Origin of the sequence: Terrimonas pollutisoli (assembly GCF_029360765.1) — a bacterium.
GTDB classification, from domain to species: domain Bacteria; phylum Bacteroidota; class Bacteroidia; order Chitinophagales; family Chitinophagaceae; genus Terrimonas_B; species Terrimonas_B pollutisoli.
Window position 1 is genome coordinate 425,328 of record NZ_JARKNA010000002.1, and the last position, 25,478, is coordinate 450,805.

Annotated in this window: 16 protein-coding genes; 13 read left to right on the top strand and 3 right to left on the bottom strand. The window is 42.3% G+C overall.

Annotated features, from left to right (window positions below):
• Positions 1-39 precede the first annotated feature (39 nt).
• The gene (locus P2W73_RS05725; protein WP_276501040.1) at positions 40-1,482 is read right to left on the bottom strand and encodes a sialate O-acetylesterase; all 1,443 of its coding nucleotides are present in this window, start codon (positions 1,480-1,482) and stop codon (positions 40-42) included.
• Between the two features lie 114 nt (positions 1,483-1,596).
• Between P2W73_RS05725 and P2W73_RS05730 the strand changes: the two genes are divergently transcribed.
• From P2W73_RS05730 to P2W73_RS05760, 7 genes are all read left to right on the top strand, one after another.
• Complete coding sequence (locus P2W73_RS05730; protein WP_276501041.1) at positions 1,597-2,508, top strand: AraC family transcriptional regulator; 912 nt, start codon at positions 1,597-1,599, stop codon at positions 2,506-2,508.
• Between the two features lie 100 nt (positions 2,509-2,608).
• Positions 2,609-3,190 carry an RNA polymerase sigma factor gene (locus P2W73_RS05735; RefSeq protein WP_276501042.1) on the top strand — a complete coding sequence of 194 codons (582 nt, stop codon included), beginning with the start codon at positions 2,609-2,611 and terminating at the stop codon, positions 3,188-3,190.
• A 114-nt stretch (positions 3,191-3,304) separates the two neighbouring features.
• A complete protein-coding gene (locus P2W73_RS05740; protein WP_276501043.1) occupies positions 3,305-4,510 on the top strand; it encodes a FecR family protein in 1,206 nt (401 codons plus the stop codon).
• A gap of 112 nt (positions 4,511-4,622) precedes the next feature.
• Entirely contained in the window at positions 4,623-7,961 is a 3,339-nt protein-coding gene (locus P2W73_RS05745; RefSeq protein ID WP_276501044.1) for a SusC/RagA family TonB-linked outer membrane protein, read from the top strand.
• An 11-nt stretch (positions 7,962-7,972) separates the two neighbouring features.
• On the top strand, positions 7,973-9,487 hold the full coding sequence (locus tag P2W73_RS05750; RefSeq protein ID WP_276501045.1) for a RagB/SusD family nutrient uptake outer membrane protein: 1,515 nt from the start codon (positions 7,973-7,975) through the stop codon (positions 9,485-9,487).
• 44 nt (positions 9,488-9,531) lie between these two features.
• Positions 9,532-10,395, top strand: coding sequence for a PKD domain-containing protein (locus tag P2W73_RS05755; RefSeq protein WP_276501046.1), 864 nt, complete (start codon positions 9,532-9,534; stop codon positions 10,393-10,395).
• Between the two features lie 100 nt (positions 10,396-10,495).
• Positions 10,496-12,043 (top strand): DUF4832 domain-containing protein, encoded by a 1,548-nt coding sequence (locus P2W73_RS05760; RefSeq protein WP_276501047.1) that lies wholly within the window; start codon positions 10,496-10,498, stop codon positions 12,041-12,043.
• 161 nt (positions 12,044-12,204) lie between these two features.
• Here the strand turns inward: P2W73_RS05760 and P2W73_RS05765 are convergent, their stop codons facing one another.
• Complete coding sequence (locus tag P2W73_RS05765) at positions 12,205-13,335, bottom strand: glycosyltransferase family 4 protein (protein WP_276501048.1); 1,131 nt, start codon at positions 13,333-13,335, stop codon at positions 12,205-12,207.
• Positions 13,336-13,614: 279 nt separating this feature from the next.
• Between P2W73_RS05765 and recG the strand changes: the two genes are divergently transcribed.
• The 5 genes from recG to P2W73_RS05790 all read left to right on the top strand — a co-directional run bounded on the left by recG (position 13,615) and on the right by P2W73_RS05790 (position 23,258).
• Positions 13,615-15,717 (top strand): ATP-dependent DNA helicase RecG, encoded by a 2,103-nt coding sequence (gene recG, locus P2W73_RS05770; protein ID WP_276501049.1) that lies wholly within the window; start codon positions 13,615-13,617, stop codon positions 15,715-15,717.
• A gap of 298 nt (positions 15,718-16,015) precedes the next feature.
• The gene (locus tag P2W73_RS05775; RefSeq protein WP_276501050.1) at positions 16,016-19,684 is read left to right on the top strand and encodes a DUF7948 domain-containing protein; all 3,669 of its coding nucleotides are present in this window, start codon (positions 16,016-16,018) and stop codon (positions 19,682-19,684) included.
• 94 nt (positions 19,685-19,778) lie between these two features.
• Positions 19,779-20,840, top strand: a complete 1,062-nt coding sequence (locus P2W73_RS05780; protein ID WP_276501051.1) for a PorP/SprF family type IX secretion system membrane protein — start codon at positions 19,779-19,781, stop codon at positions 20,838-20,840.
• Positions 20,841-20,995: 155 nt separating this feature from the next.
• Entirely contained in the window at positions 20,996-22,414 is a 1,419-nt protein-coding gene (locus P2W73_RS05785; protein WP_276501052.1) for an FAD-binding oxidoreductase, read from the top strand.
• 199 nt (positions 22,415-22,613) lie between these two features.
• Positions 22,614-23,258 carry a hypothetical protein gene (locus P2W73_RS05790; RefSeq protein WP_276501053.1) on the top strand — a complete coding sequence of 215 codons (645 nt, stop codon included), beginning with the start codon at positions 22,614-22,616 and terminating at the stop codon, positions 23,256-23,258.
• Here P2W73_RS05790 and P2W73_RS05795 read toward each other — a convergent pair whose 3' ends face one another.
• A complete protein-coding gene (locus P2W73_RS05795) occupies positions 23,259-23,795 on the bottom strand; it encodes an LOG family protein (protein WP_276501054.1) in 537 nt (178 codons plus the stop codon).
• Positions 23,796-23,884: 89 nt separating this feature from the next.
• Between P2W73_RS05795 and P2W73_RS05800 the strand changes: the two genes are divergently transcribed.
• Positions 23,885-25,351 (top strand): sodium:solute symporter, encoded by a 1,467-nt coding sequence (locus P2W73_RS05800; RefSeq protein ID WP_276501056.1) that lies wholly within the window; start codon positions 23,885-23,887, stop codon positions 25,349-25,351.
• Positions 25,352-25,478 lie beyond the last annotated feature (127 nt).

The window sequence follows — 25,478 nt, forward strand, 5'->3', positions numbered from 1 at the left end:
ATATGATATTAGTAGTATTTAGCGTGTCCGCTAACCCTGCTACCAATCATCCGTTCTGAATGAAGAAGCGGGTAACCCTTCGGTGCTGAATAATTCGCCAATAATAAAATCTTTGAAAGCATAACGTACTGCCACGGGGCTTGTCACCAATGGATGCGATACCTGTATGGTTCCATTGCGAATGATAGCAGTGGCAGGATAAAACCGCTTATCGGAGCCGGCAATTTCAAATTGGGTGAGCGGCTTGCCAAAACTGGTGAGGCCATTAGGCGCATTTTTGAATTTAATGGTAGCGGTATTTCCATTGATAAGCAGTGAATCAAAAGATGGGCTTTGATAGGCAAAACCTTTGAATTGATAGGTATCGCCAAGAGCTAAATAAGCAAAACGTTTTCCAACGATTTCTTTGTTCGCCGGGTGAATATTTGTTTCCTCGCCATTATCCATCAACACCACCATACCACTGGCTGGTATTTTACTCAATGCTTTACGCTGTGCATCTCTCAGGTAAGCCGAGTTTAATTTTTCAGTACGTGTAGCCGCAGGAAATTGCGAATAGTTGTAAGGAGCTATTTGCGCATAGTAAAAAGGAAATTCATTCTGTCCCCATTCTTTTCGCCACAACGCGATCATCGCCGGGAATAATTTTTCGTATTGATCGGGCTGGCCTTGGTTGCTTTCGCCCTGGTACCAGATACAGCCTTTAATGGTATAGCCCATGATGGGATGAATCATCCCGTTGTATAAAGTAGTCGCATTTTTATTGGTCAGTTTTTCTGTGCCGGTTGAGGAAGGAATGGCTATTTCAGGAAATTCTTTCAAGGATTCTGCACTCATAAATGCTTCCGCAGGAGATCCGCCATAGCTGTCGTGGATCAATGCCACGGGTACTTTCAATTGCTGTTGCAACAGTCTTCCAAAATAATAAGCCGTAGCTGAAAAGTTGCTGATGTCTTCCGGAGACGCTTCTTTCCAAAAAGAGGTTTTGGTGGTGTCTTTTGCCAATCTTTCGATAGCACGGGGTACTGTGTAGATGCGAAGTTGATTGTTGGCAGAATGAAATACAGCATCATTTGAACCAAGGATAGGTTGATCCCTGAATCCTTTCATTGGCATTTCCATATTCGATTGCCCGCTGCAAAACCAAACTTCACCGACAAGGATATTTTTTAATGTAACTGGGCTGCCATCGGAAATGGTCAATTGATAAGGCCCGCCGGCTACAGGGGTTTGTATTTTTATTTTCCACTTGCCATCGGCGCCGGCTTTTATTGAATAGCTTTTTTTGCTCCAGGAAGGCTTGATAGTTACTAGGCTGCCTGGCCGGGCCCAGCCCCAGATAGCTGCATCAGTTTTTTGTTGCAACACCATATTATCACCAAAGAAGGAGGGCAGGGTAATGGTGGCGAACAAACTATTAGCCAGGAATAAAAACATAGCAACTAATACAGCTGCAGCGGAATGGCGTTTGAAAGCAATCATTGTGATTTTTTAACTAAAATAAATGTTTTTACAATTCAACTGTCCTATACTGTTGACAGGATGCGTTGTTCATAAAACTTAAGTAATTTACCAGCTTAACCCGGTTTGTTTGCAATGAAAGAGAAAGAGAATAAAGAAGGCTCGCATAAAAATATTTGGTATGGTGTGGGCCGGCAGCGAATTGAGATACCTAAAACCATTCTAAAAACAAGGGTACAATCGAACCTGCTATTAAAGCATCTTCATATTTGTTCGATTGGCTATTATCCGAAAGCCAAAGATCATTATACCTACCGGAAAAAAGGGCTGCCCGAAAATTTTCTTTTTTATTGCGTGGACGGACATGGCTGGTTCCAGGTAGGCAACCAAAAATACGAGGTAAGCCCTAATGAATTTTTTATTTTACCACAGAACACAGAGCATGCTTATGGGAGCAGCACGGACCACCCCTGGAGCATTTACTGGATTCATTTTGGCGGTGACTCATTGCCGGAGCTCAATAAAATGCAGGTAGTACAACAGCATTTCAAGCCTTTTTACATTAAGAACAATGGTGACATCGTCGCGTTGTTTTCCAAGATCTATAAAACACTGGAGCTGGGATATAGTATCGACAACCTGCTTTTCACCAATATGTGCCTGTCCCAGTTTCTTACCTTGTTTATTTATAACTCCCGGCACTATGAAACGGCTGCTACGGGCCAGGTAGATTGCGTGGACAGTGCCATTCTCTTTATGCAGGAGCATATCAATGATAATATATTGCTGAATGATCTGAGCCGGCAATACAATTACTCTGTCTCCCGTTTCTCAAATTTATTCAAGCAAAAAACAGGCTATGCGCCGATCGATTATTTTGTCCAGATGAAAATGCAGAAGGCTTGCCAGCATCTCGACTTCACTAACCGTTCCATAAAAGACATTGCTTTCAGTATGGGATTTGACGATCCGTATTATTTCTCCAAGAGATTCAGAACCGTTATCGGCATGTCGCCAAAAAAGTACCGGGCGATAAACCGGCAATGATCGTTACTTGTGTCATCTATAGTCATTATTGAATGCTGATTATTTCCCCGCCTGTTTCTTATTAATAAATTATTATTTTTAGCCAAACAATAACACCATCGTGTTGCAGGATGAGGCTGACTTGTTATGGCGATTAAAATCGGGAGATACCGATGCATATATGCAATTGTATCAGCATTACCATCCCGCGTTGTATATATATGTTAGCCGGTTTGTCAAAATCCCGCAACTGGCCGAAGACGCCCTGCAGGATGTTTTTATAAAAATATGGGAGATCAGGGAGCGCATTAATCCTGAGCTTTCCTTTAGCGCCTACCTCTATCGCATCAGCCGCAATCATGTTTTCAAACAACTAAAGAAAATTGCAGCGGATGAAGATTTGCGGATGAGAGCCATGTTGGCACTTGCTAATACGGTAGAAGACACGGATACCCGGGTCAGGTGGCAACAATATGAGGCCTTGTTGAAAATGGCAGTCGGTCAATTACCAACGCAGCGGAGAAAAGTGTTCGAATTGTGCCGCCAGCAAGGCAAAACCTATGATGAAGTCGCGACCGAACTCGGCATATCCCGCAACACCGTCAAGGAGCATATGGTGATGGCCGTTAAGTCGATTAAAGAATATTTTTCCCGCCACGGAGACATCACATTGGTGATGCTGCTTTCCCTGGAAATACTTTAGTGCCACTGCTTTCTGCTAACCCGGAATTTTTTTTTAGACTTTTTTTTGAAACAACCCACCCTGTATTTCTTTTTTAGGATAATACATATATAAAAAGTGCCAACAGGTTTAACAATGACCAGGAACGAACAATATTACCAGCAATTATTGGATAAATGGGTTAAAAGTGAGATAAGCCCGGATGAAGCCACGGAACTAATGAATTATCTGCAGGAAGATGGCTCTAACCGGCCTTTGCTACAGAAGATGAAGGAAGAATTTAAGGGGTTTGCTGACCAGGACGCAGCGGTTGATCCTGCAATGAGTGAACGAATAAGAAAAGAGTTATTAAAAAATATTCAGCAGCCACCCGTGATTAACATTCGTGAAAGACGAGATAAGTTTAACCCGTTGTCTGTTGCAGCGGCATTCCTTGTATTGGTTGGGTTAGGGCTGGTGTTGAGATTTACACTATTTGATAATGATCCACAAAAGCAGCCATTATCAGGGGAGAAGCCCGCAGTTGAACAACAAAGCGATGTAGCCGCCGGTCGTTATAAAGCACTTTTGACATTAGCCAATGGTGAAAAAATTGTACTGGATAGTGCCAGTGCCGGTCAACTTGCCAGCCAGGGTAATACAACAATCATTAACAAAAACGGTCATTTAGTTTATAATCCTGATAAGGGAAGGCCCGACGAGGTCATCTATAATACGCTTTCAACCGCCCGTGGTGAATCATACCAGTTGATATTAGCGGATGGGTCAAAGGTTTGGTTGAATGCATCTTCTTCTATTCGTTTCCCAGCTTCGTTTGCTGCTAATGAAAGATCGGTGGAAATATCCGGAGAAGCTTATTTCGAAGTAGCCAAAGACAAATCAAAGCCATTCCGGGTGAAAGTAAACGACATGACCGTAGAGGTGTTGGGAACCCATTTCGATATTAATTCCTATGGCGACGAAGCCACCATCAATACCACCCTTATCGAAGGTGCTGTAAAAGTTATAAAAGACAACAGGAGTTTATTGCTTGCGCCGGGTCAGCAGTCGCAGCTAGAAGCGGATGGTAATTTGAACCTTGTGAAGAATGTAAACCTGGATGAAGTGATCGCCTGGAAAGAAGGCAATTTTCACTTTGAAAAGGCAGATATTTCTTCTATTCTGCGCCAGTTTGCCCGATGGTATGATGTAGAAATAGTAATCGAAGGAGAACTGAAACCCCGTAAATTTTTTGGTATCGTTAGCAGGAGTAGTTCGCTGGCCAATGTGTTGACCCTGTTGAAAGCAAATGATGTTCATTTCAGGATCGAGGGAAAAAAATTGATCGTACAATCAGGTTAAAGAAGTAAGGGCCAAAAAAACCAGGAGTGATTGAGCCCACCCCTGGTGAGTCCGGGCCAATAAATAAAATAGGTCGCTAAACCTTTTTCGTAAACCCAAACACTGCAAAAGTATGCAATTGACCACAATTGCCGGGTATAGCCGTAGGGATGCCCGGTATCCATTTCAAAAACTGCTGCGTATTATGAAACTAACAGCCATTCTCTTGCTGGCAGCCTGCTTACAAATGGCCGCCCGAACCAACGGGCAAACGGTTAGTTTATCTGTAAAAAATGCTCCGTTAAAACAAGTCTTCAAAGAAATTCAAAAGCAAACAGGTCTCAACATCCTGGTGGAAGAGCAACTGCTGGAAAAAGCCGGCAAAGTCACCATCAAAGTTCAGGATATGCCTGTCGGTGAAGTGCTGGCTATTTGTTTGCGTAATGAAAAGTTGAATTACATCATTGATGGCGGCGCCATTATTGTAAAACCCAGGCCGGTTGAATTAATACCCGGTGATCCGGGGCCTCCAACGCCGCCGATAGAGATAAGAGGCGTAGTCATGGATGAAAACGGCAAGCCATTGCCCGATGCATCAGTGAAAATAAAAGGGTCTGATAAAGGAACTGCTACAGATGTCAATGGAAGTTTCTCCTTGCAAGTGCCTGATGCCAATAGCGTCCTTGTTATCTCATATATAGGTTTTGAAGCGCTGGAAAGCCGCGTTTCACAAACCCGGGTTTTGAAAATTGTTTTAAAGAGAACAGAAGGCAATATCGATGAAGTGGTATTGGTTGGCTATAGCAATAAAAAAAGAAGTGAGCTCACCAGCGCTATTACCGTTATATCTGCAGAAAAATTAAAAGATGTAACCGCAAATAATATTGGTACCATGCTGCAGGGAAAAGTAGCTGGTTTGCAGGTAGTCAATAGTTCGGGAGTGCCAGGTGCTGCCCCGGAAATACGGCTGCGGGGAATTTCTTCAGTGAATGCGACTCAATCCCCATTGTTTGTTGTGGATGGTATCATTGGTGGCAATTACGATCCGAATGATGTCGAAAGTGTAACGGTGCTGAAAGATGCAGGTGCTACAGCCATGTATGGATCACAGGCTAATGCCGGAGTGATCATTATCACTACCAAAAAAGCACAAACAAATAAGATAAGGTTCGATGTGAAAGTGGTTAATGGCGTACGTGTTCCTGACTTTGGTGAAATGGATATGATGAATGGATCGGAGCTTTACAATTACCACAAACAATTTTATAGGGATTATATTCCAGGTGCTTCTGATAATTCATATAAGATCGACCTGTTAAAATTTTATGGGGAAAGACCAAGGGAATTAGCCGGTCAAAACAATAACTGGCTCACCACTATTTTCAAACCTGCTTACATGCAGAACTCTTATTTTTCTGTGGCTGGCAAGACGGAGAAAGCGGATTATTATCTTGGTCTTTCTTATTACAATGAAAAAGGGACATTTTTAAAAACAAGATTTCAGCGGGTTAATTTAAGAGCTAATTCCACTTATCGTTTTAATAACCGGATCAGTCTTTCCAACAATATCAACCTGAGTGGTTCTACCGGCAACAGCTATGATTACATGGATATTTATTATGCGTATTTGAATTTGCCCTGGGATAATCCATATGATAGCGCCGTCAATGCAAGGTATGTTGATGGTAATTCAGCTTTCAAGTGGTGGTCGAGAGATAAGGTAAATCCCATACACACCATCAGGAATTCTGATCATAAATACAAGGGCTTTGATGTTAATTACGATGCCAATCTTAATATCGTTATCACCAAATGGCTGACTTTTTCCAGTACCAACAGGGTAGCTGCAGGTTATAACAAAGGCACCAATTTCTTTTCGCCGCTGGTTGCTGGTCAATTTCATGGTACGGGGTATTTGGATGAGTTGGGTACATTGAGTTATGGTGGTATTTCCAATAATTTACTCAAGTTTAATGTCACAAAATCTGAACACAGTATCAGTGGTTTGGCCGGTGTTGCGTTTGAAGGCAGCAAGACAGAAGTGATCGGTGGATCGGGAAGAGGATTGCCCCTTGGTCTTGGTGCATTGAATGTAGTATCCAATAATATCCTGGTCAATGGTTATAATGATCAGTCATCCATCCATTCTTTTATTTCACAGGTTAACTACGGGTTTCGCAATAAATATTTTCTAACGGGATCTTACAGGGTGGATGGGTCTTCTAATTTCCCTTCGGATAAACGGTATGCATCTTTCCCGTCAATTTCTGCCGCATGGCAGGTAAGCAATGAGTCTTTTTTTGCCAGCAAACGTGTGGTGGATAATTTGAAACTAAGAGCCAGCTACGGAGTGACTGGTACGCAAGATATTGGTGCTTCAAGATACCTGGGATTATATTCTTTGTCGAGCCAATATAATTCACAGGCAGCAGCCACTCCTTTGCAGTTGCCTAATCCAAATCTTACCTGGGAAAGCAAGTACCAGGTGAATGCAGGCGTTGATATCGGTTTGTTTAAACGCATCAATCTTACGGTGGACGTGTACAATAACGTCACGAAAGACCTGTTGCTGCAGGTGTCACAACCATTGTCAGTAGGTTTTGAACAACGTTGGGAGAATATCGGAGAGATAGTAAATAAAGGAATTGAAATTGGATTGAACACTACAAATATTCGCACAGGAAATTTTGAATGGACAACTGATTTTAATATCAATTTTAACAAGAATAAACTGCAGAAACTTCCCGGCGAAATAATCCGTACCGGTTCATGGGCCATTTCACAGATATACCGGAATGGCGGTAACCTGTATGAATTTTATATGCCACAATGGGTAGGTGTGGACCCACAAACGGGTGCACCGCTTTGGGAAAAAGTAACGAAGGATGCCCAGGGAAATACAACGGCGACTGAAGCTACATCCAATTATGCCGAGGCAACTTTCCAGGAATCAGGTTCTGCGCTTCCCAAGTTCCAGGGTGGTATCACCAATCGTTTCCAATACAAAAATTTATCGTTAAGTGTCAATGCTTATTTCTTGTCGGGCAATAAAGTGTTTAGCAACAATCTTCGTTTTGTGATGAATGATGGCAGCGAACCTTACCTGAATCAAATAGTGTTGCCAAAGGAATATAGCATTTGGTCACAACCGGGCGATATAGCCTCAAACCCAAGTCCGCAAAACTCGGCGAACTCGACAGAAACCTCAACCCGTTACCTGAAAGATGGAAGTTATCTTTCGATCCGGAACGTAACACTGGCCTATCAATTTGGCCAGGCTGTTCTTCGAAAATTGAAGGTAGATGGGGTGATAATTTCACTCTCTGCTGACAATGTGTACACCTTCACTAAATTCCTTGGCCAGGATCCACAAACAACCATTACTCCCGGAATATATGTTACGCCTGGTGTTTCGGATTTCAAATATCCCAACAATCGCCAGTTTTTGTTCAACATCAATTTCAGGTTTTAAAAATTACTACAATGACACGCAAGATATTTAGTATAATCTGTTTTATCAGCCTGTTTGGAACCGGTTGCATCAAGGATGTAACGCCCAGCGATGCTATCAGCACGGAAATATTGACCAGTACACCGCAAGGATTAGCTAATGCTGTGCATGGCGCCTACGCCCTGTTCAAAGATCATGTTCCTTTCAATGGTACCAGCGATGATAACCTGATGTACCTGCGCCAATATTTCCAGTTATCGGATTTTGCCAGTGATGATATTGTTTGCGCACAGGTAACAACCGATCCGTTGTTTTATAGTTTTACTACGGATCATACACCGACACAAACCAATACCCGCTATTTCTGGTATATCTCTTACAAAATCATTAATGATGTCAATACCGTTATTGAAGCGGTAGAAAAAAATGCCAATCCTGATCCGGCCATGCAGCAGTTGCTGGGGGAGTGTTATTTTCTGCGGGCATTATGTCACTTCAATCTTGTTCGCATTTATGCAAAACCGATTACACAGGATCCCAATGCCGAAGGTGTGATCCTAAGAACCTCGACCAGCGATCCATCACTCAAGCCAAGATCTACTGTACAGCAGGTGTACGATGCAGTCATTGCTGATGCAGAAAAGGCGGCAACACTTATGAACCAGCCTCGTGGTGTACAGTATGCTTCCAGGGAAGCCGCCTGGGCATTACTGTCAAGAGTGTATTTGTATAAAGAGGATAATCAGAAAACAGTAGAGTATGCAACTAAAGTGATCAATTCAGGCAGGTTCACATTGGCCACTGAGGCAACATTCCCTTCGATGTACGCCAATGCAACGGGCAGTACTGAAACCATTTTTTGCATTGCCTTTACTGCTGCTGAAGATTATGGTAAGTTCGGATCTATCGCCTCAATGATTTATTCCGACGGTAATTCCGGCTGGGGCGAAGAGTTTGCTTCTTCTTCATTACGTGACACAATGCAAAGTCATCCGGAAGATGTGCGCTGGTCGCAAATTGTTCCACTGAAAGATGCCAATGGCAATATTGTAAAAAAGAATGGCATTGAAACGTATTATATCACCAAGTTTTCTTTCCAGGGTGGAAGTCCCACATTGAGCTCACCTATTTTGTTTCGACTGGCAGAAATGTATTTGAACCGGGCCGAGGCTAATGCGAGGCTAAATAATATAACGGCGGCTTTGGATGATGTGGACATGATCCGGAAAAACCGCGGTTTATCTTCTTCATTATATAATCAGCAGGTGCCGGCTGGTTTTAGTTTGTTAGATGTGGTGCTGAAAGAAAGGCGTCTTGAACTGGCTTTCGAGGGCCACCGGGCATACGATGTTTACCGGAACAAACGGAGTATGAATAAAACCTATTGGGGTTATCATTTAAACGGGTTGAAGGAAACAGATATTGATTTGTCAAAATCTCCTTCGGGCTATCAAAACATGTTGATTCCACCAACTGATCCAAGGATCATTTATTATATACCCGTCGACGAGATACAGACCAACAAACTATGTACGCAAAATCAATAGCTGAAACCGGGTACTGAACATTTCTAAACATTAAACACACAAAAATGAACACCTCAAAATATATTGCCTCCATATCTTTTCTGCTGGTGGTCTTATTTTTCGCTTCCTGTAAGAAAGATGTGGCAAAGCCGGAAGCTGATATTTTTTATACTGTGAGTCTTGATGGATATACGGTAACATTTCAAAACCAAACTAAAGGAGCTGTTTCTTATAAATGGGATTTTGGCGATGGCAGCTCGTCAACTGAAGCAAGTCCTGTGCATGCTTATCCAGGTAAAGGGAAATATGTGCCAACGCTCTATGCGACCACCGGCGATGGCGTAGTAAGTGAAGGATCTACAGTCATAAATATTTCCAAAGCGTCAGCCGTAGAGCTGGATGATAATTCCCTTGCTGACTGGGATACCGTTGCTTACAACGTTGCAACGCCTCCTGCATCCAATGGCATTTTCAAAAAGGGAAAGTTTGATTACAACAGCGAGAACATTTATTTCTATTTTGAAATTGAGTCTTCAAAAACAAACGGTGACATCTTCGATTTTTATCTCGATACGGACAATGCTGCTTCCACGGGACTGGTTACCTGGCTTTTTTCCGGGGCTGGAAACGATGTATTGCTGGAAGGAGCCATGCTCAATGACTGGTTTGATGTTTTTTATCATAAAGGAGCACAAAACAGTTTCACCTTCGATTATCAAACTATCAGTGAGTTTTACGAGATCGGGACAATAAAGCAGGAGGGTAACATTATGAAAGTAGAAGGACGGATAAAAAGAGCAAAGATCAAAGGACTGATTGGCAAAGGAATTAGGCTCGGTGTAACTATTACAAAAAATGACTGGAGCGCCTTACTCGGGGTATTCCCCGGAGTCGGCGCACCAGCGTTTTACCTGGATATGAACGAGTAGATGGACATTTATTTGCGATAAAATCTTCTGTCATTTTTGAGTGATTCGTTTAGTGAAACCACCAGGCGTATCCTTAAGCTTCAATTCATAAGTGTTATTAATGAAAAATGATCTACTAACCTGTATCGCAGGTTGCTCTTTGCTTATCAGCGCATCTTTTATTACTATTTGCTGTAACAAGGTAGAGCCGCCAGCGATCTATACGCCGGCAAAAGTTGATACAATAACCTATATAGAAAGCAGTGCCGATTTTGCCAATCCCGAACGCGGTTTTTACCGTTATTCTGAAACCAAAGCATCTGCTTATTCATCGCTTGATCTCAACCTGTTGAAAAACTGGCGAACATTGCAGCAAGCGGACGGCGGTAATTATAAAATTTATAGCACATTGGTGTTCCGCTATATCGTCTTGGATGGATTAACTGATAGACCATTGCCTGCTGAATTACTGGATAAGATCAAAGCAGATTTTTCAATAGCCAGACAGGCAGGTGTAAAGTTGATCCCAAGATTTACTTATAGTGTTACTGCACACGCCGGCAACTGTCCCGAAGGATTTAATTGCCCACCGTATGGCGATGCATCTAAATCAATCATGCTCCAGCATATTGCACAGCTTAAACCAATCTTGCAGGAAAATGCTGATGTGATAGCTTGCCTGCAAATGGGCTTCATTGGAACCTGGGGTGAAAATTATTATACCGATCATTTTGGAGATGCCTCACAAAATGCTCAGGGAAAATTGCTGGACAACAATTGGAATGACAGGCTGGAAATATTAAAAGCTTTGCTGGATGCTCTTCCGGCTGATCGGATGGTACAGGTTCGCTTTCCGCAATTGAAACAGCGTATGATCTACGGTATAAACGCATCGACAAACGTTGCTCCGCTTACTGGTGCAGAAGCTTTCAGCGGTACTTATAAAGCTCGTATTGGTTTACACAATGATTGCTTTTTATCCAGTACGGATGATTATGGCACTTACGATGATTACGGCAACAATTCTTCACCCCGTCAATCAGCTAATACTGTGTTAAGGAAGTATGCAGAGGAGGATAACAAATATGTGGTTGTCGGTGGCGAAACCTGCGATGATACTTACAGTCCTTATAATGATTGTGAAAATGCGGGGCAGGCGCAAACAGAAATGCGGAAAATGAATTACAGCTATCTCAACAGTGCATATAATAATAATGTCAACAACGATTGGGAGACCGGTGGGTGCATGGATAACATTAAAAAAAATCTTGGCTACAGGTTTGTTTTGCAAAAAGGGTTGTTTCCGGCCAGTTCCGTCGGGGCGGGAAAGCAATTTAAGTTTTCACTGCAGTTGGAGAACAAAGGTTACGCATCACTTTACAATGAGCGACCTGTCAAAATTATTTTCCGTAGTACTGATAGAAAGGAGTTTGTCTATTCTCTTCCTGATGATCCGAGGAAGTGGTACCCGGGCCGGGTGAAATTGGATGTCGTTATTGATACCGATGCAGCAATGCCAAAAGGCAGGTATGAATTGTTTCTTTATATGCCGGACAAGTATGCTTCCATCGCTAACAGAGCCGGGTATGCTATACGGCTCGCAAACGAAAACGTATGGGAAGAAACCACGGGATATAATAAACTCAATATGGTAATAGATATACAATGAAAAATAAAATGGTAATACAGTAAGAGTTTCTTTAATAGCAGCTAGTTATTAGCAACGGGCCTTTATTCTTATCGGCCCTTTTTTGTTCTAAGTATTTAAGATAAATTAAATTATACCAACCTTTATACTATTGGTTGTCTAAAAAGAAAATTTTTTTCAAATTATAATTGGTCAGCTTTCTTTTCAAAAAGTGAGTTGTCTGCTCCAATCGTAATTGGAAGGATTGCCCTTATTTTCTTTAAACCAAGGGTCACCGCTATCATAAATGTGAAAGCCAGTAGTAGCGTCCATTCCGGGCGCAGTGACTGTAATAAATACGCTTCGATCAATACCACTGCATGAACAAAATAGATAACTCTGATCGCAAACACATGGCTAAAACCCTGGTTGGTAAGCAGGTGATGGATATGCGTTTTATCGGCTACAAATGGAGATTTTCCTTTCCAGATGCGGGAGGCAAATACCCGTATGGTGTCAAACACCGGTATCAACACGAGTCCCAACACAAACATGGGGGCATGTGATAGCACAGGTTGTGGTAACAAAATATTTATTCGCATCAATTGAATACAAAGAACCGCTATCACAAATCCAATTACCAACGAGCCGGTATCGCCCATAAAAATCCGGGCGGGATTAAAATTGAAATATAGAAAGCCGAGGATTCCACCTGCCAATGCAAAAGCAATCAAGGCCGTGCTGGTGTCCCCGCTTATTGTTAGAAACAGGCCCAACGTAACCAGGCTCATAAACGAAAGTCCACCGGCAAGGCCATCAATACCATCAATTAAATTAAATGCATTGGTAATGCCCACGATGGCAAGGATAGTAAATGTATATTGAGCCGAAAGAGGCAATTCATATATTCCAAAAAGGCCACCGAAGGAATTAATACGGATTCCGGATACCGCAATCAGCGTTGCCAGTGCTATTTGGATGATGAACTTGTATTTTGCGGAAAGATCTTTCAGGTCATCCATAATACCCAATCCAAAAAGGGTAACAATAGAGAAGAAAAAACAGATTTGCCGGATATCATGCTTAAACGGGAACCATAACAAAAGCGCTGTCACCATACCCGCAACAATAGCAATGCCGCCCATAGTAGGAACAGGCTCCAAATGTTCTTTCCTATCGTTGGGATGATCGTAAAGTTTGTAACGATTGATCAGGTGAATAATAGGCGGAATGGTCAAAAGTGTTATGACGAAGGCCGAGATGAGGCATAAAAAAGCGAATTTGAAATCGTTCAGTTGCAGGGAGGTCTGCAACAGATAGGTATGGCTTCTCATTAATGACTTGGTTTCCTGGTTTATTGGTTCTCTGGCGGCAAAAATAAATTGCATTTTAAAAAAACGCAACTTGTTTTTTATTGTGTATCAATGCTGATTTTTTATATAACAAGCTAAATCGGTTGTTCTATCTTTCAAAAAGAAATGAGGCACCTAATCAGAAAATAGTTGAAAGTCAGGAGAGTGCATCATGTTTTTGAATGGAACTATGACTGCATTGCTTGCTCAAGCATTCGTTCTTTCGGCTATTTTTGCCTGAAAATATTTCGTATTTCGTCGGTGTCTTCAATATTATCGAGCCCCATTGAATACCTGAAAGGTGTTGGCCCTCAGCGGGCTGAATTATTAAAAAAGGAGCTTTTGATTTTTACCTTCCAGGATTTACTGGAGCATTTCCCTTTTCGGCATGTTGATAAAACAAAGGTCAATCTCATCAGTGACATCACACCTCAAACGGAATATATACAGGTAGCCGGTAACCTGCAGGATGTAGAGGTAGTTGGCGATAAAAGGGCCAAAAGATTGGTAGCTTATCTCAGGGATAAAACAGGCACCCTGGAGCTTGTCTGGTTCCAGGGAATCAATTGGGTGCAGAAGACCCTGGTTCCCGGTCAATCCTACCTGGTGTATGGGCGGGTTAGCTTTTTTCAAAACTCAGTACAGATCGTTCATCCGGAAATTGAATTATGGTCGCCTGAAAAAAAAGAAGGTAAAAGTTTTGCTGAACCTGTTTATCCAACCACTGAAAAATTGAGAGCCAGGGGGCTGGGTGGAAGGCAAATAGGAAAGCTGACACAAATGCTGCTGGCCCAGCTTCACGAAAGAGATTTGCCGGAAAATTTGCCCGACTCCATATTAACTAGTCTCAAACTTCTGAAGCGAATTGAGGCTTACCGGCAAATACATTTTCCTGCTACACCGGCTTTGTACAATGAAGCCGTTAAGCGATTGAAGTTTGAAGAGTTGTTCGTGGCACAGATGCGGCTGAATTTGTTACGATCCGCCCGCCATCGGTTTTCCCGGGGCGTTGTTTTTGATAAGGTGGGTGAGCATTTTAATGAGTTCTACAAAAAATATTTACCGTTCGAGTTGACCGGGGCGCAAAAGCGAGTGATAAAAGAAATAAGGGCGGATACGGCCACCGGCAAGCAGATGAACCGATTATTGCAAGGAGATGTCGGAAGCGGAAAAACAATGGTGGCATTATTAACGATGTTGCTGGCTATCGACAATGGCTTCCAGGCCTGCCTGATGGCGCCGACAGAAATATTAGCTAAGCAGCATTTTACCTCGATAAAGGAGTTATTAAAAGAATTACCTGTATCAGTTGATTTGCTCACCGGTTCTACCAGGACAAAGAGTCGTAAGGAAATCCTAAATCAATTGCTCGATGGTTCATTACAAATCTTAATTGGTACCCACGCCGTAATTGAAGATGTGGTTCAGTTTCAAAAACTGGGTATCGTCATCGTGGATGAGCAACACAAATTTGGTGTGGCTCAAAGGGCCAGGCTTTGGGAAAAAGCCGAAGTGCCCCCTCATGTATTGGTGATGACGGCGACGCCTATCCCGCGGACCCTGGCTATGACGGCCTACGGCGACTTAGATTATAGTGTGATCGATGAATTGCCGCCGGGCAGGCAACCCGTCGTGACTGTTCATCGTTACGAGTCGCAGCGTAGCCGGGTAATGGATTTTTTGAGAGCCGAGATTGATAAAGGCCGGCAGATTTATATCATCTTCCCGTTGATAGAGGAAAGTGAGAAACTGGATTACGAAGATTTGATGAAAGGGTATGAGATAGTGAAAGGCTATTTCCCCGAACCAAAATATTGGATCAGCATGGTGCATGGTCGTCAACCGGCTGAACAAAAGGAAGTAAATATGAAACGATTTGTCGAAGGTGATACACAGATCATGGTTTCGACAACGGTGATAGAGGTTGGCGTGAATGTACCCAATGCCAGTGTAATGGTAATTGAAAGCACAGAGAAGTTCGGTTTATCACAACTCCACCAATTGCGGGGCCGGGTAGGAAGGGGCGCCGAAAAAAGTTATTGTATTCTTTTATCCGGGTCCAAATTAGGTAATGATGCCCGTGAACGAATCAAAATACTAACGGCTACCAGCAATGGTTTTGAGATTGCCGAAAAAGATATGGAGCTAAGAGGCCCGGGTGATATCGAGGGAACCCGGCAAAGTGGAATGCTAAATTTCAAACTGGCCAATATTGTACAGGATCGGTCGTTATTGGAACTGGCAAAGTCAATGGTTTCAACCATCATCGACAATGATCCTGACCTTAATTCGGCAGAGAATTTGCGCTTAAAAAATTTCCTGCAACACCAGAAAGGAAAGATCGCCTGGAGTAAGATTTCCTGAATAACTACCAAAAAATTACTGCTATAAAAAATTTTATTGATAAATAGGAATCTTCGAAAGGATAGGGCTGTGTGTAGTTCCTCTCATTTGGAGAGGTTAGGTGAGGCCGGAAAGATGGCCTGGAGTAAAATATCGTAATGTTACGAGTGAATTACCACTGATCCATACCTAAAACTCCGGTTCGAACTTCCTTTACCAAAACCTGCAATTGAATTAATTAAAAGACTTGAGGTCTGTCCTATTCTTAACATAAGTTTTCAGGTCTTTTACCAGAAATTTGAACTAATTTAATAACAGAATGACGTCCCTAAAGTCTTTACTATTTTTTACGGCACTATTTGCTTCCACCCTTCCTGTTTTTTCCCAGGATTATAGTAACATTGAATTTGTTGAAAACAAAGGTCAGTGGGATAAACGTATAAAATTTAAAGGGGACGTTTACGCAGGTGCTGTTTTTGTTACAGAAAAAGGCTTTACCATTCTGCAACATAATAAAGAAGACTACGCTAATTTCCAGGCATTAACTGAGCGACATAATAATTCGGATACCCGGCCTCCCGGGACTTTGGCAAGACAAGCTGATAAAATAGTTCTACGTTCTCATGCTTACAATGTTGACTTTGTCGGAGCCTCTCCTAATATGAAGGTGGTACCTGATAAGTTTATGCCTACTTATAATAATTACTTTATCGGAAATGATGCTTCTAAATGGGCGACAGGATGCCGCATCTTCCAGGCCATTACCTTGCAGGAAGTTTATCCAAACGTTGATGTGCGCTATTATACTTACAATGGCAATCTGAAATACGACATCATCGCAAAGCCGGGTGCTGATATCAGTAAAATCGCATTGCGATATCAGGGCGCTGATAAACTGAGTGTAAAAAATAAAGAGTTAATTGTAAGCACGTCAGTCGGCGATTTGAAAGAGTCCTATCCTTACACTTATCAATCAAAAGGTAAAGACCGGTCTGATGTAAACTGCAAATATGTTGTAAAGGATGGAATGGTAAAGTTTGATGTAAAAGGACGTGACCCTTCGGCCACCCTGGTAATAGACCCAACATTATTATTTTGTTCATTTGCCGGAAGTACTGCCAACAATTGGGGCTTCACTGCTACTTATGGTCCTGATGGAAGTTTTTATGGCGGCGGTATTGTTTTTGGCGGCAATACCTGGCCTGTATCGACCGGAGCTTTCCAAACCGTGTTCCAGGGTGGAATGAGAGATGATTTGGAGCCATGTGATATTAGCATTATCAAATTATCATCCAACGGAGGAAACAGGTTATATGCTACTTATATCGGTGGCTATAAAAATGAACAGCCACATAGTCTTGTAGTAGATCCGCAAGGTAATTTGATAATAGCCGGTCGATCCAATTCGTCAGGCGGTTCTGCAGATGATAATTATCCGGTGACGGGCCCTACAGTCGGATCGGGTGGGGGATATGACATTATTCTCACCAAACTCAATGCTACTGGAACAGGTTTAATTGGTTCCCGGATGATTGGTGGCGGAGCTGACGACGGAGTAAATATTACACCCGGTCGCCGGGGCTCATCCGACCTGCAACAGAACTATGGTGATGATGGACGCAGCGAGGTGATATTGGACGCAGGCGGAAATATCTATCTTGCTTCCAGTACTCAATCTAAAAGTGATAACGCAGCTACAAGATTTCCAACTACTGCTGGTGCCTTCCAACAAACCTTTGGTGGTGGTAACCAGGATGGAGTTGTTTTAAAATTCAACTCTACCCTTACGACTAATTTATTTTCGAGCTACCTGGGAGGTGATGGTAATGATGCGGCTTATGTGCTTGCTCTTGGACCGACAGGAGATATTTATGTTGCCGGGGGAACACATAGCGCTAATTTTCCAGGACCGAATGCTGGCACAGTTGGCACAGGTCCGAAAGGAGATATTGATGGCTTTGTAGCACAGGTGGCAAACGGCGGTGGTAACCTTATCAGATCGACCTATATCGGCACAGATAAAATAGACCAGGTGTATGGTATCCAATTCGACAGGAATGGATTCCCCTATGTGATGGGACAAACCAATGGAACCTGGCCTATCATCAATGCTGTTTATAATAATGGTAGCTCCAAACAATTTATCTGTAAGCTGCAACCCGATCTTTCAGCTTTTGTTTATTCCACCACATTCGGCACTCAATCGGCCAGGCCCAATATTTCCCCAACAGCTTTTCTCGTTGACCGCTGTGAAAACGTGTATGTTTCGGGTTGGGGCACCCTTGCCGACAACGACTGGGCCAGATCTTACCCGAGTGCGGGAACAGTTGGCCTTCCGATCACTGCAGATGCATTGCAGAAATCAACTGACGGTAAAGACTTTTATTTTTTTGTATTAAAGCGGGATGCGACCGAACAACTTTACGGAAGTTTTTTTGGGCAGAACGGAGGTTTTGCGGATCATGTCGATGGTGGTACCAGTCGTTTTGACGTGAATGGTGTGATCTACCAGGGAGTTTGTGCGAATTGCAGTGGCGGCGCCATATTTCCTACTACTCCCGGCGCATGGTCTACAGGTAAGCCCGGTGCTCAAAGCAATTGTAATCTTGGAATGATAAAGATTGCCTTTAATCTTGCCGGTGTTGGTGCAAAACTGCAATCAGCTATTGGTGGTGTGCCAAATGATACCGCGGGATGTTTTCCATTGGATGTCACTTTTACCGATCTTGTCCGAAATGCTAAAGAATATATCTGGAATTTTGGCGACGGAACACCTGATGTAGGACCGTTGCCGGCTGTCACCGGCTATACCCAAAATCATACGTTTGCCAACGTAGGCACTTATCGTGTAAGACTAATCGCTATCGATCCTTCCAGTTGCAATGTTCGTGACACCACTTACATGAATATTAAAGTGGGTGACCTGAAGGCAAATCTCGAATTGAGTTTTGGAAAAACAGGTGCCTGTACTGCTTTCGATTACCAGTTTAATAATCTTTCAACCACCTTACCAATAAGACCTTTTACCGATTCATCTTTTATTTGGGATTTTGGTGATGGCAGTCCACAGGTAGTGGCTGGTTTAAACAGCATTGTCCACACTTTCCCTGCAGTAGGTTCCTACACCGTTAAACTTATGCTGAATGATTCGGCCTATTGTAATAACCCGGATGTATTGGATACAGTAGTAAGTGTTGCTGCCAATGTGGAAGCAAGCTTTCAAACGCCACCTGCGCTTTGTGCTCCTTTTACAGCGGTATTCACCAACACATCTATTGGCGGACAAAGTTTTCAATGGGATTTTGGCGATCCGGCATCCGGCGCAGACAATACTTCGACGCTTGCAAATCCTTCACACTTCTACGCAACACCGGGAACATATACCGTTCGCCTGATAGCTAATGATCCGAATACCTGTAACAAAACAGACGATTTTTCACAAACCATTGTAGTCTCCGATAAGCCCACCGCTAATTTCAGTTACACGCCGACGGTACCGGTAGAAAATACACCCAACGTATTTACCAACCTGTCTTCGCCCAATGCCGTTAGCTTTAAATGGCTGTTTGGCGACGGCGATACATTATTCACTACTTCCAGGGCGACTATAGAACATCAATATAATTCCACGGGGACCTTTAATGCCTGTTTGATTGCTTATAATTCGGTTGGTTGTCCCGATACTTTATGTATGCCGGTTACCACAATTGTAGTTCCCGCATTAGATGTACCCAATGCGTTTACGCCGAATAGCAATGACATCAATAGTAAAGTACATGTGAGAGGGTTTGGTATTGCAAAAATGCGGTTCATCATCTGGAACCGCTGGGGACAGAAAGTATTTGAAACAAATAATCGCCTGGAAGGATGGGATGGCAGGGTAAAAGGTGCAATACAGCCTATGGATGTTTATGCCTATACGCTTGATGTTGAGTTTTTCGACGGCACAAAAACAACCCGAAAAGGCGATATAACGTTAATAAGATAGAGCTAAGAGGTAAAAAAGAGAAAGGGTAAAAGCGATAAGATAGTTAAGAGTTATTCTTCGATAAACTCAGAAGAGAAAAAGGAGGAAAAGAATTATGGAGTCTTTTAAAAAAATAGTGCCGCTTATAACAAGAGCCTTGTGTCTTGTATCTTGTGCCTTGTGTCTTACTCCTTGTACTTTTTCACAGGATCTTCATTTTTCTCAGTTTATGAATTCACCACTGGCGACCAATCCTGCCAATACAGGGTTTATGCCTGAAGGAGATTATCGCCTGGGTGTAAATTATCGTAACCAGTGGTCGTCGATCATGTCTATACCCTATAAAACCATGAGTGCTTTTGGTGATGTACAAATTTTGCAGAATGAAAACAATGATGGTTGGTTAGGCGTAGGAGGCCTGATATTGCGGGATGTTGCAGGAAGTGGTAATCTGACATCAACCAAATTATATGGCTCCGTTGCTTATCACCAAATGCTAAACCTCGGAAGCTTGTTAAGCCTGGGTTTCAATGTAGGCCTGGCAAATAAGCAGATCAACGTGACCAATTTAAAGTTCCCCGATCAGTTCGACGGACATTTTTTTGATGGTCATCTTCCTACCAGTGTAGCACTGGCCACTAATAATATCAACTACCTGGATATACAGGCGGGGATGAACTACGCCTACTTTCCGGATGATAATACCTATTTCAATGTAGGGTTTTCTACTGCACATATCAATCGGCCGAGGGAGTCTTTTTTTAACCAGGAGCCCGGAGTAGATAACAGGATACCTGTTCGGCACACAGCATTTATCAATGGAAGTTTTAAGTTGAACGATCAATGGATCGTAAACCCGAATTCTTATTTCTCGTTGCAAGCAAAATCGTATGAATGGTTGCTAGGCGCCAATGCTCATTATAATTTGTCGGGTGATGGCCAGAATGTTTTGATTGCCGGTCTCTATTATAGAAGTACGGATGCAGTCATCCCGATGGTTGGGCTTGGATATAAAGACTTTAATTTTACGTTCACTTACGACGCTACGGTATCAACACTTAAAAATTACAATAATACGAGAGGGGCTTTCGAATTTTCCCTGATCAAACAGGGTGTATTTGATCGTTACAAGGGTAATCGAAGAGAGTCGATGTGCCCGTCGTTTAAGACGTATTGAGAAAGAACCACGATTTTTAGGATTTGACGGATTTGGTGGACAGTTATCCTTCCCCAAAGGCATTTCAAATAATTATATTTCCGAATAATCCCTATTAATCTTGTTAATCGTGGTTCTATTTTTTTTCCGATTTTTACAGCATCATGGATCTAACAATGAGCGAACCTGCAGTGAAGGCGACTCTTACTTCAGAACATATCGAACTTTTTAAGAAAATCTCTGGTGAATCAGCTGTTTTTGTAGACGAAGAATCTCTACGGCATTATTCTCACGACGAAACCGAAGAACTTAGTTACCTGCCCGAAGTGGTGATCAAGCCACTCACTACGGAGGAAATAAGTGCAATTATGAAGATCTGTAACCGGGATAGAATTCCTGTTACACCCCGTGGCGCTGGCACGGGCTTAAGCGGCGGAGCGTTACCTCATTTGGGTGGTGTGTTATTGTCAACGGAGAGAATGAATTCCATCCTGCATATTGATGAAAGGAATTTACAGGTGACAACAGAGCCGGGCGTTATCACTGAAACGCTGCAGGATGCAGTAAAGGAAAAGGGTTTGTTTTATCCTCCTGATCCGAGCAGTCGCGGCTCCTGTTTTATCGGCGGAAATATCGCTGAAAACAGTGGTGGACCTAAGGCGGTGAAATATGGTGTGGTGAAAGATTATGTATTGAACCTGGAAATCGTATTGCCCTCGGGTGAAATAATGTGGACCGGTGCTAATGTGTTGAAAGATTCTACCGGTTATAATCTTACGCAGTTGATAGTCGGCAGTGAAGGAACATTGGGTATTGTAACGAAGATCGTTTTGAAATTAATTCCGCTACCGAAATATGACCTGCTGATGCTGGTGCCTTTTGCTTCTTTGGAAAAAGCAAGTGAAGCAGTCAGTGCTATTTTCCGTGCCGGGTTTACACCCAGTGCTTTGGAGTTGGTGGAAATCGATGCATTGAAAATTACCAGTAAAATGGTAGATAGTTATGCTGTTCCCGTTACCGATGATATTGCCGCTCATCTGATCATTGAAGTAGATGGCAATAATATGGACGTGCTGATGAGTGAGATGGAGCAGATAGCCGAACTAATGGTGCAATATGAAGGTGGCGAGGTGTTTTTTGCAGATGATGCACAGCAAAAAGCAGAGCTGTGGAAACTCAGAAGACGCACGGCTGAAGCTGTAAAGATCGCCGGCTATACTATTGAAGAAGATGCTGTGGTTCCAAGAGCTGAATTGCCTGCATTGGTTAAAGGTGTAAAAGCCTTAGGTGTTGAACATGGATTTCATGCTGTTTGTTATGGTCACGCCGGTGACGGTAACCTGCATATCCGGATTCGTAAAGAAGGAACACCGAATAGCTATGGCGATGCTGAGATGACAAAAAGCCTGCGGGCATTATTTGAACTGGTAAAAAGTTTAGGTGGAACCATCAGCGGAGAACACGGTATTGGCCTTATTCAAAAACAATACATGGATATTGTATTTAATGATACCCAGTTGAAGTTGATGCAGGGAATAAAGAAAATATTTGACCCGAATAATATCTTAAACGCTGGTAAAATATTTGATGCGTAAAGTTTTTTTTCTGAGCATCATATTCCCGCCTGGCCTGCTGTTAACATGTCGTTTGAATATGCTAAAGATTTTACAAATAGTAACTCAGGCAAACTAAACGAATCGGTCTTTCGTTGATCAATAAACAACTTCGTAAGTTCTATTGAGAGTTGGGAAGTTGGGAGAATGTTTGACAGAAAAAACAATAACAAATAAGTATATGAAAAAGATTGGCTTTTTTCTTTTCTGTCTTTGCTTCAGTGTGCTGTCGGCCTGGGCGCAGGATGATGAAGCAGATGAAAAAGGATTTAAGAAAGAAAATTTATTTACGGGAGGTAGTATCACCTTATCTTTTTTCAATGGGCAAACTGTACTTGGCGCTAACCCGGTGTTTGGTTATAAGCTGAGTGATTGGGCAGATGCAGGTCTTGCTTTAAACTTTCTTTATAACGGGCAGCGGGATTATTATGAGTTTGATGATAAAATAAGACAGACTGTTGTTGGCCCCGGTGTATTTACCCGTTTATACCCGGTGAAATTTCTTTTTGTACAGGGCCAGTTTGAGCACAACTTTATTACATTAAAATATATTCCGCGGCCGGGAAGCGTAAATTATATCAGCGATAAACTAAAGACAGATGTAAGTTCCTTATTATTGGGTGCAGGCTTCGCCCAGGGACGGGAGCCAGGCTCCAATACATTTTATTATATTTCCCTGCTATTTGATGTGTTGAAAAACACAAACTCCCCTTATGTCAACGTGAAGTATGATCCCAATGATCCATCAACACAACGGGTGACGATGCCGCCGATTATCAGGGCAGGAGTAAATATTGGTTTATTCCAGGGGAGATACGGGCGGTAATTATATATGTTTGAGAAGATCGGAAGGAGCATCAATTACAATTATTCTCTTTTGCGCTTCTTCGTATAAAAAACTTTCTTCCTGCATTTGTTTGATGTGGGCTATTAAATGATTGTAGAATCCATCGGAATTTACAATGAAAATAAGCTTGTCGTGGATGGATAATTGATTCCAGGTTACCATTTCAAAAAGCTCATCCAGTGTGCCAAAGCCCCCGGGCAGAATAACAGCGGCATCGCAGAGATCATACATTTTCTTTTTTCTTGCATGCATATTGTCTACTACGAATAATTCGGTGATGGAAGTGTGTTGCCTTTCCCATTCCACCAATACCTGTGGAATGACGCCGATTACCTTTCCCCCGTTATTCATCACTACGTCGGCTATCAATCCCATGATGCCTACATTGCCACCACCGTACACCAACGTGATGCTATTAGCCGCCATTAATTTTCCGAGCTCAATAGTGTGTTGTGAAAAAAGAGGATTCTTTCCAATTTTTGAACCGCAGAAAACCGCAAGTGAACGAATGCCCATAATCATGTTAATTTGCACAAAGGGAATATAAATTTGGCTATCTTCAAAACCCTGTAATCGCAAAAACAATATTTAACTAAAACATTATTATGTCGGCAGGCTTGTTGTTTTCATTTGTTATCGGATATTTTATTTTATTGCTCGTCGTAGCCTGGTACACTTCCCGTAATTCAAATAATGAGTCTTTTTTTATTGGCAACAGGAATAGTAACTGGATGCTGGTAGCCTTTGGCATGATTGGCACTTCGCTTTCAGGCGTCACATTTGTAAGTGTGCCCGGAGGTGTAGGCAGGGAATCATTTGCCTATTTCCAAATTGTAATTGGTTATGTGATCGGTTATGTGGCTATTGCTTATGTGTTGTTACCCTTGTATTACAAACTTAATCTCACATCAATTTATAACTATCTGAGTAAGCGATTAGGTTTTTACTCCTACAAAACAGGAGCTTCGTTTTTTATATTGTCCCGTACATTGGGTGCCACAGCACGTTTGTATTTAGTGGTAAAAATTTTGCAGGACGCCATTCTTTCAAGCTTTGGCGTGCCGTTTTGGCTCACTACGCTCATCATTTTGATCATGATCCTGATCTATACGTATGAGGGCGGCGTAAAAACCATTGTGTTTACCGATACATTACAGACCAGCTTTATGCTTATCGGGCTGATTGTTTGTGTGATTTATATTTTACAGGCAATGGATATGAGTTTTGGCTCCGCTGTTTCTGCCCTGGGTGAACAAGGATATTCAAAAATATTTTTTACTGATCCGCATAGTAAGCTGTTTTTCTTAAAGCAAATACTCGCTGGGGCTTTTATTACGATTACCATGACGGGTATGGACCAGGAAATGATGCAGAAAACTATTTCTGTTAAAACACTAAAAGACTCACAAAAAAATATTCTCACCTTATCAGGAATAATGGTGGGGGTCATTTTATTATTCCTGTTTCTCGGCGGTTTACTTTATCTATACGGAAGTCAGCAAAATATGACAGCCACTGGTGATGCATTGTTTCCTGAGTTGGCATTGCGTCACATGCCGCCTGTTGTTTCAGTTATTTTTATTATCGCTCTTATCTCTGCACTATTTCCTAGTGCCGATGGAGCTATCACAGCTTTGACCTCTTCTTTTTGTATCGATATATTGGGAATGCAGCGAAGACAGGACTGGACCGATAAGCAAAAGAAATCGATCAGGCAGCGGGTGCACCTGACAGTGGCTTTTATTTTCCTGCTTTTTGTGTTGGTGTTTTACAAAGTAAATAATCCAAGCATGATTGGAGTTATATTAAAAGTCGCTGCTTATACCTATGGTCCGTTGCTGGGTCTGTTTACTTTTGGAATCATTACTAAAAGACAGGTGGCTGATAAATGGGTGCCCCTGATTTGTGTTGCATCACCTCTTATCTGTTTTATATTGGATAAGTTTCAAAAGCAAATTTTTGGATCTTTCGAGCTGGGGCTCGAATTGTTAATCATTAATGGATTATTGACATTTATAGGCTTGCTGATGGTTTCCAGGGAGGCGAAAGAACTGTCGTTAGAAGCGCTTTAGATTATGGCAGTTCAATTTATTTGCCAATAAATTGACTGGATAGGGCTGATAAATAGTATCAGCCCTATTTTTATGTAGTATGAAAGCTGGCAAGTTTGTTTTAAACGAGGAATTTTACCTTTGCCAA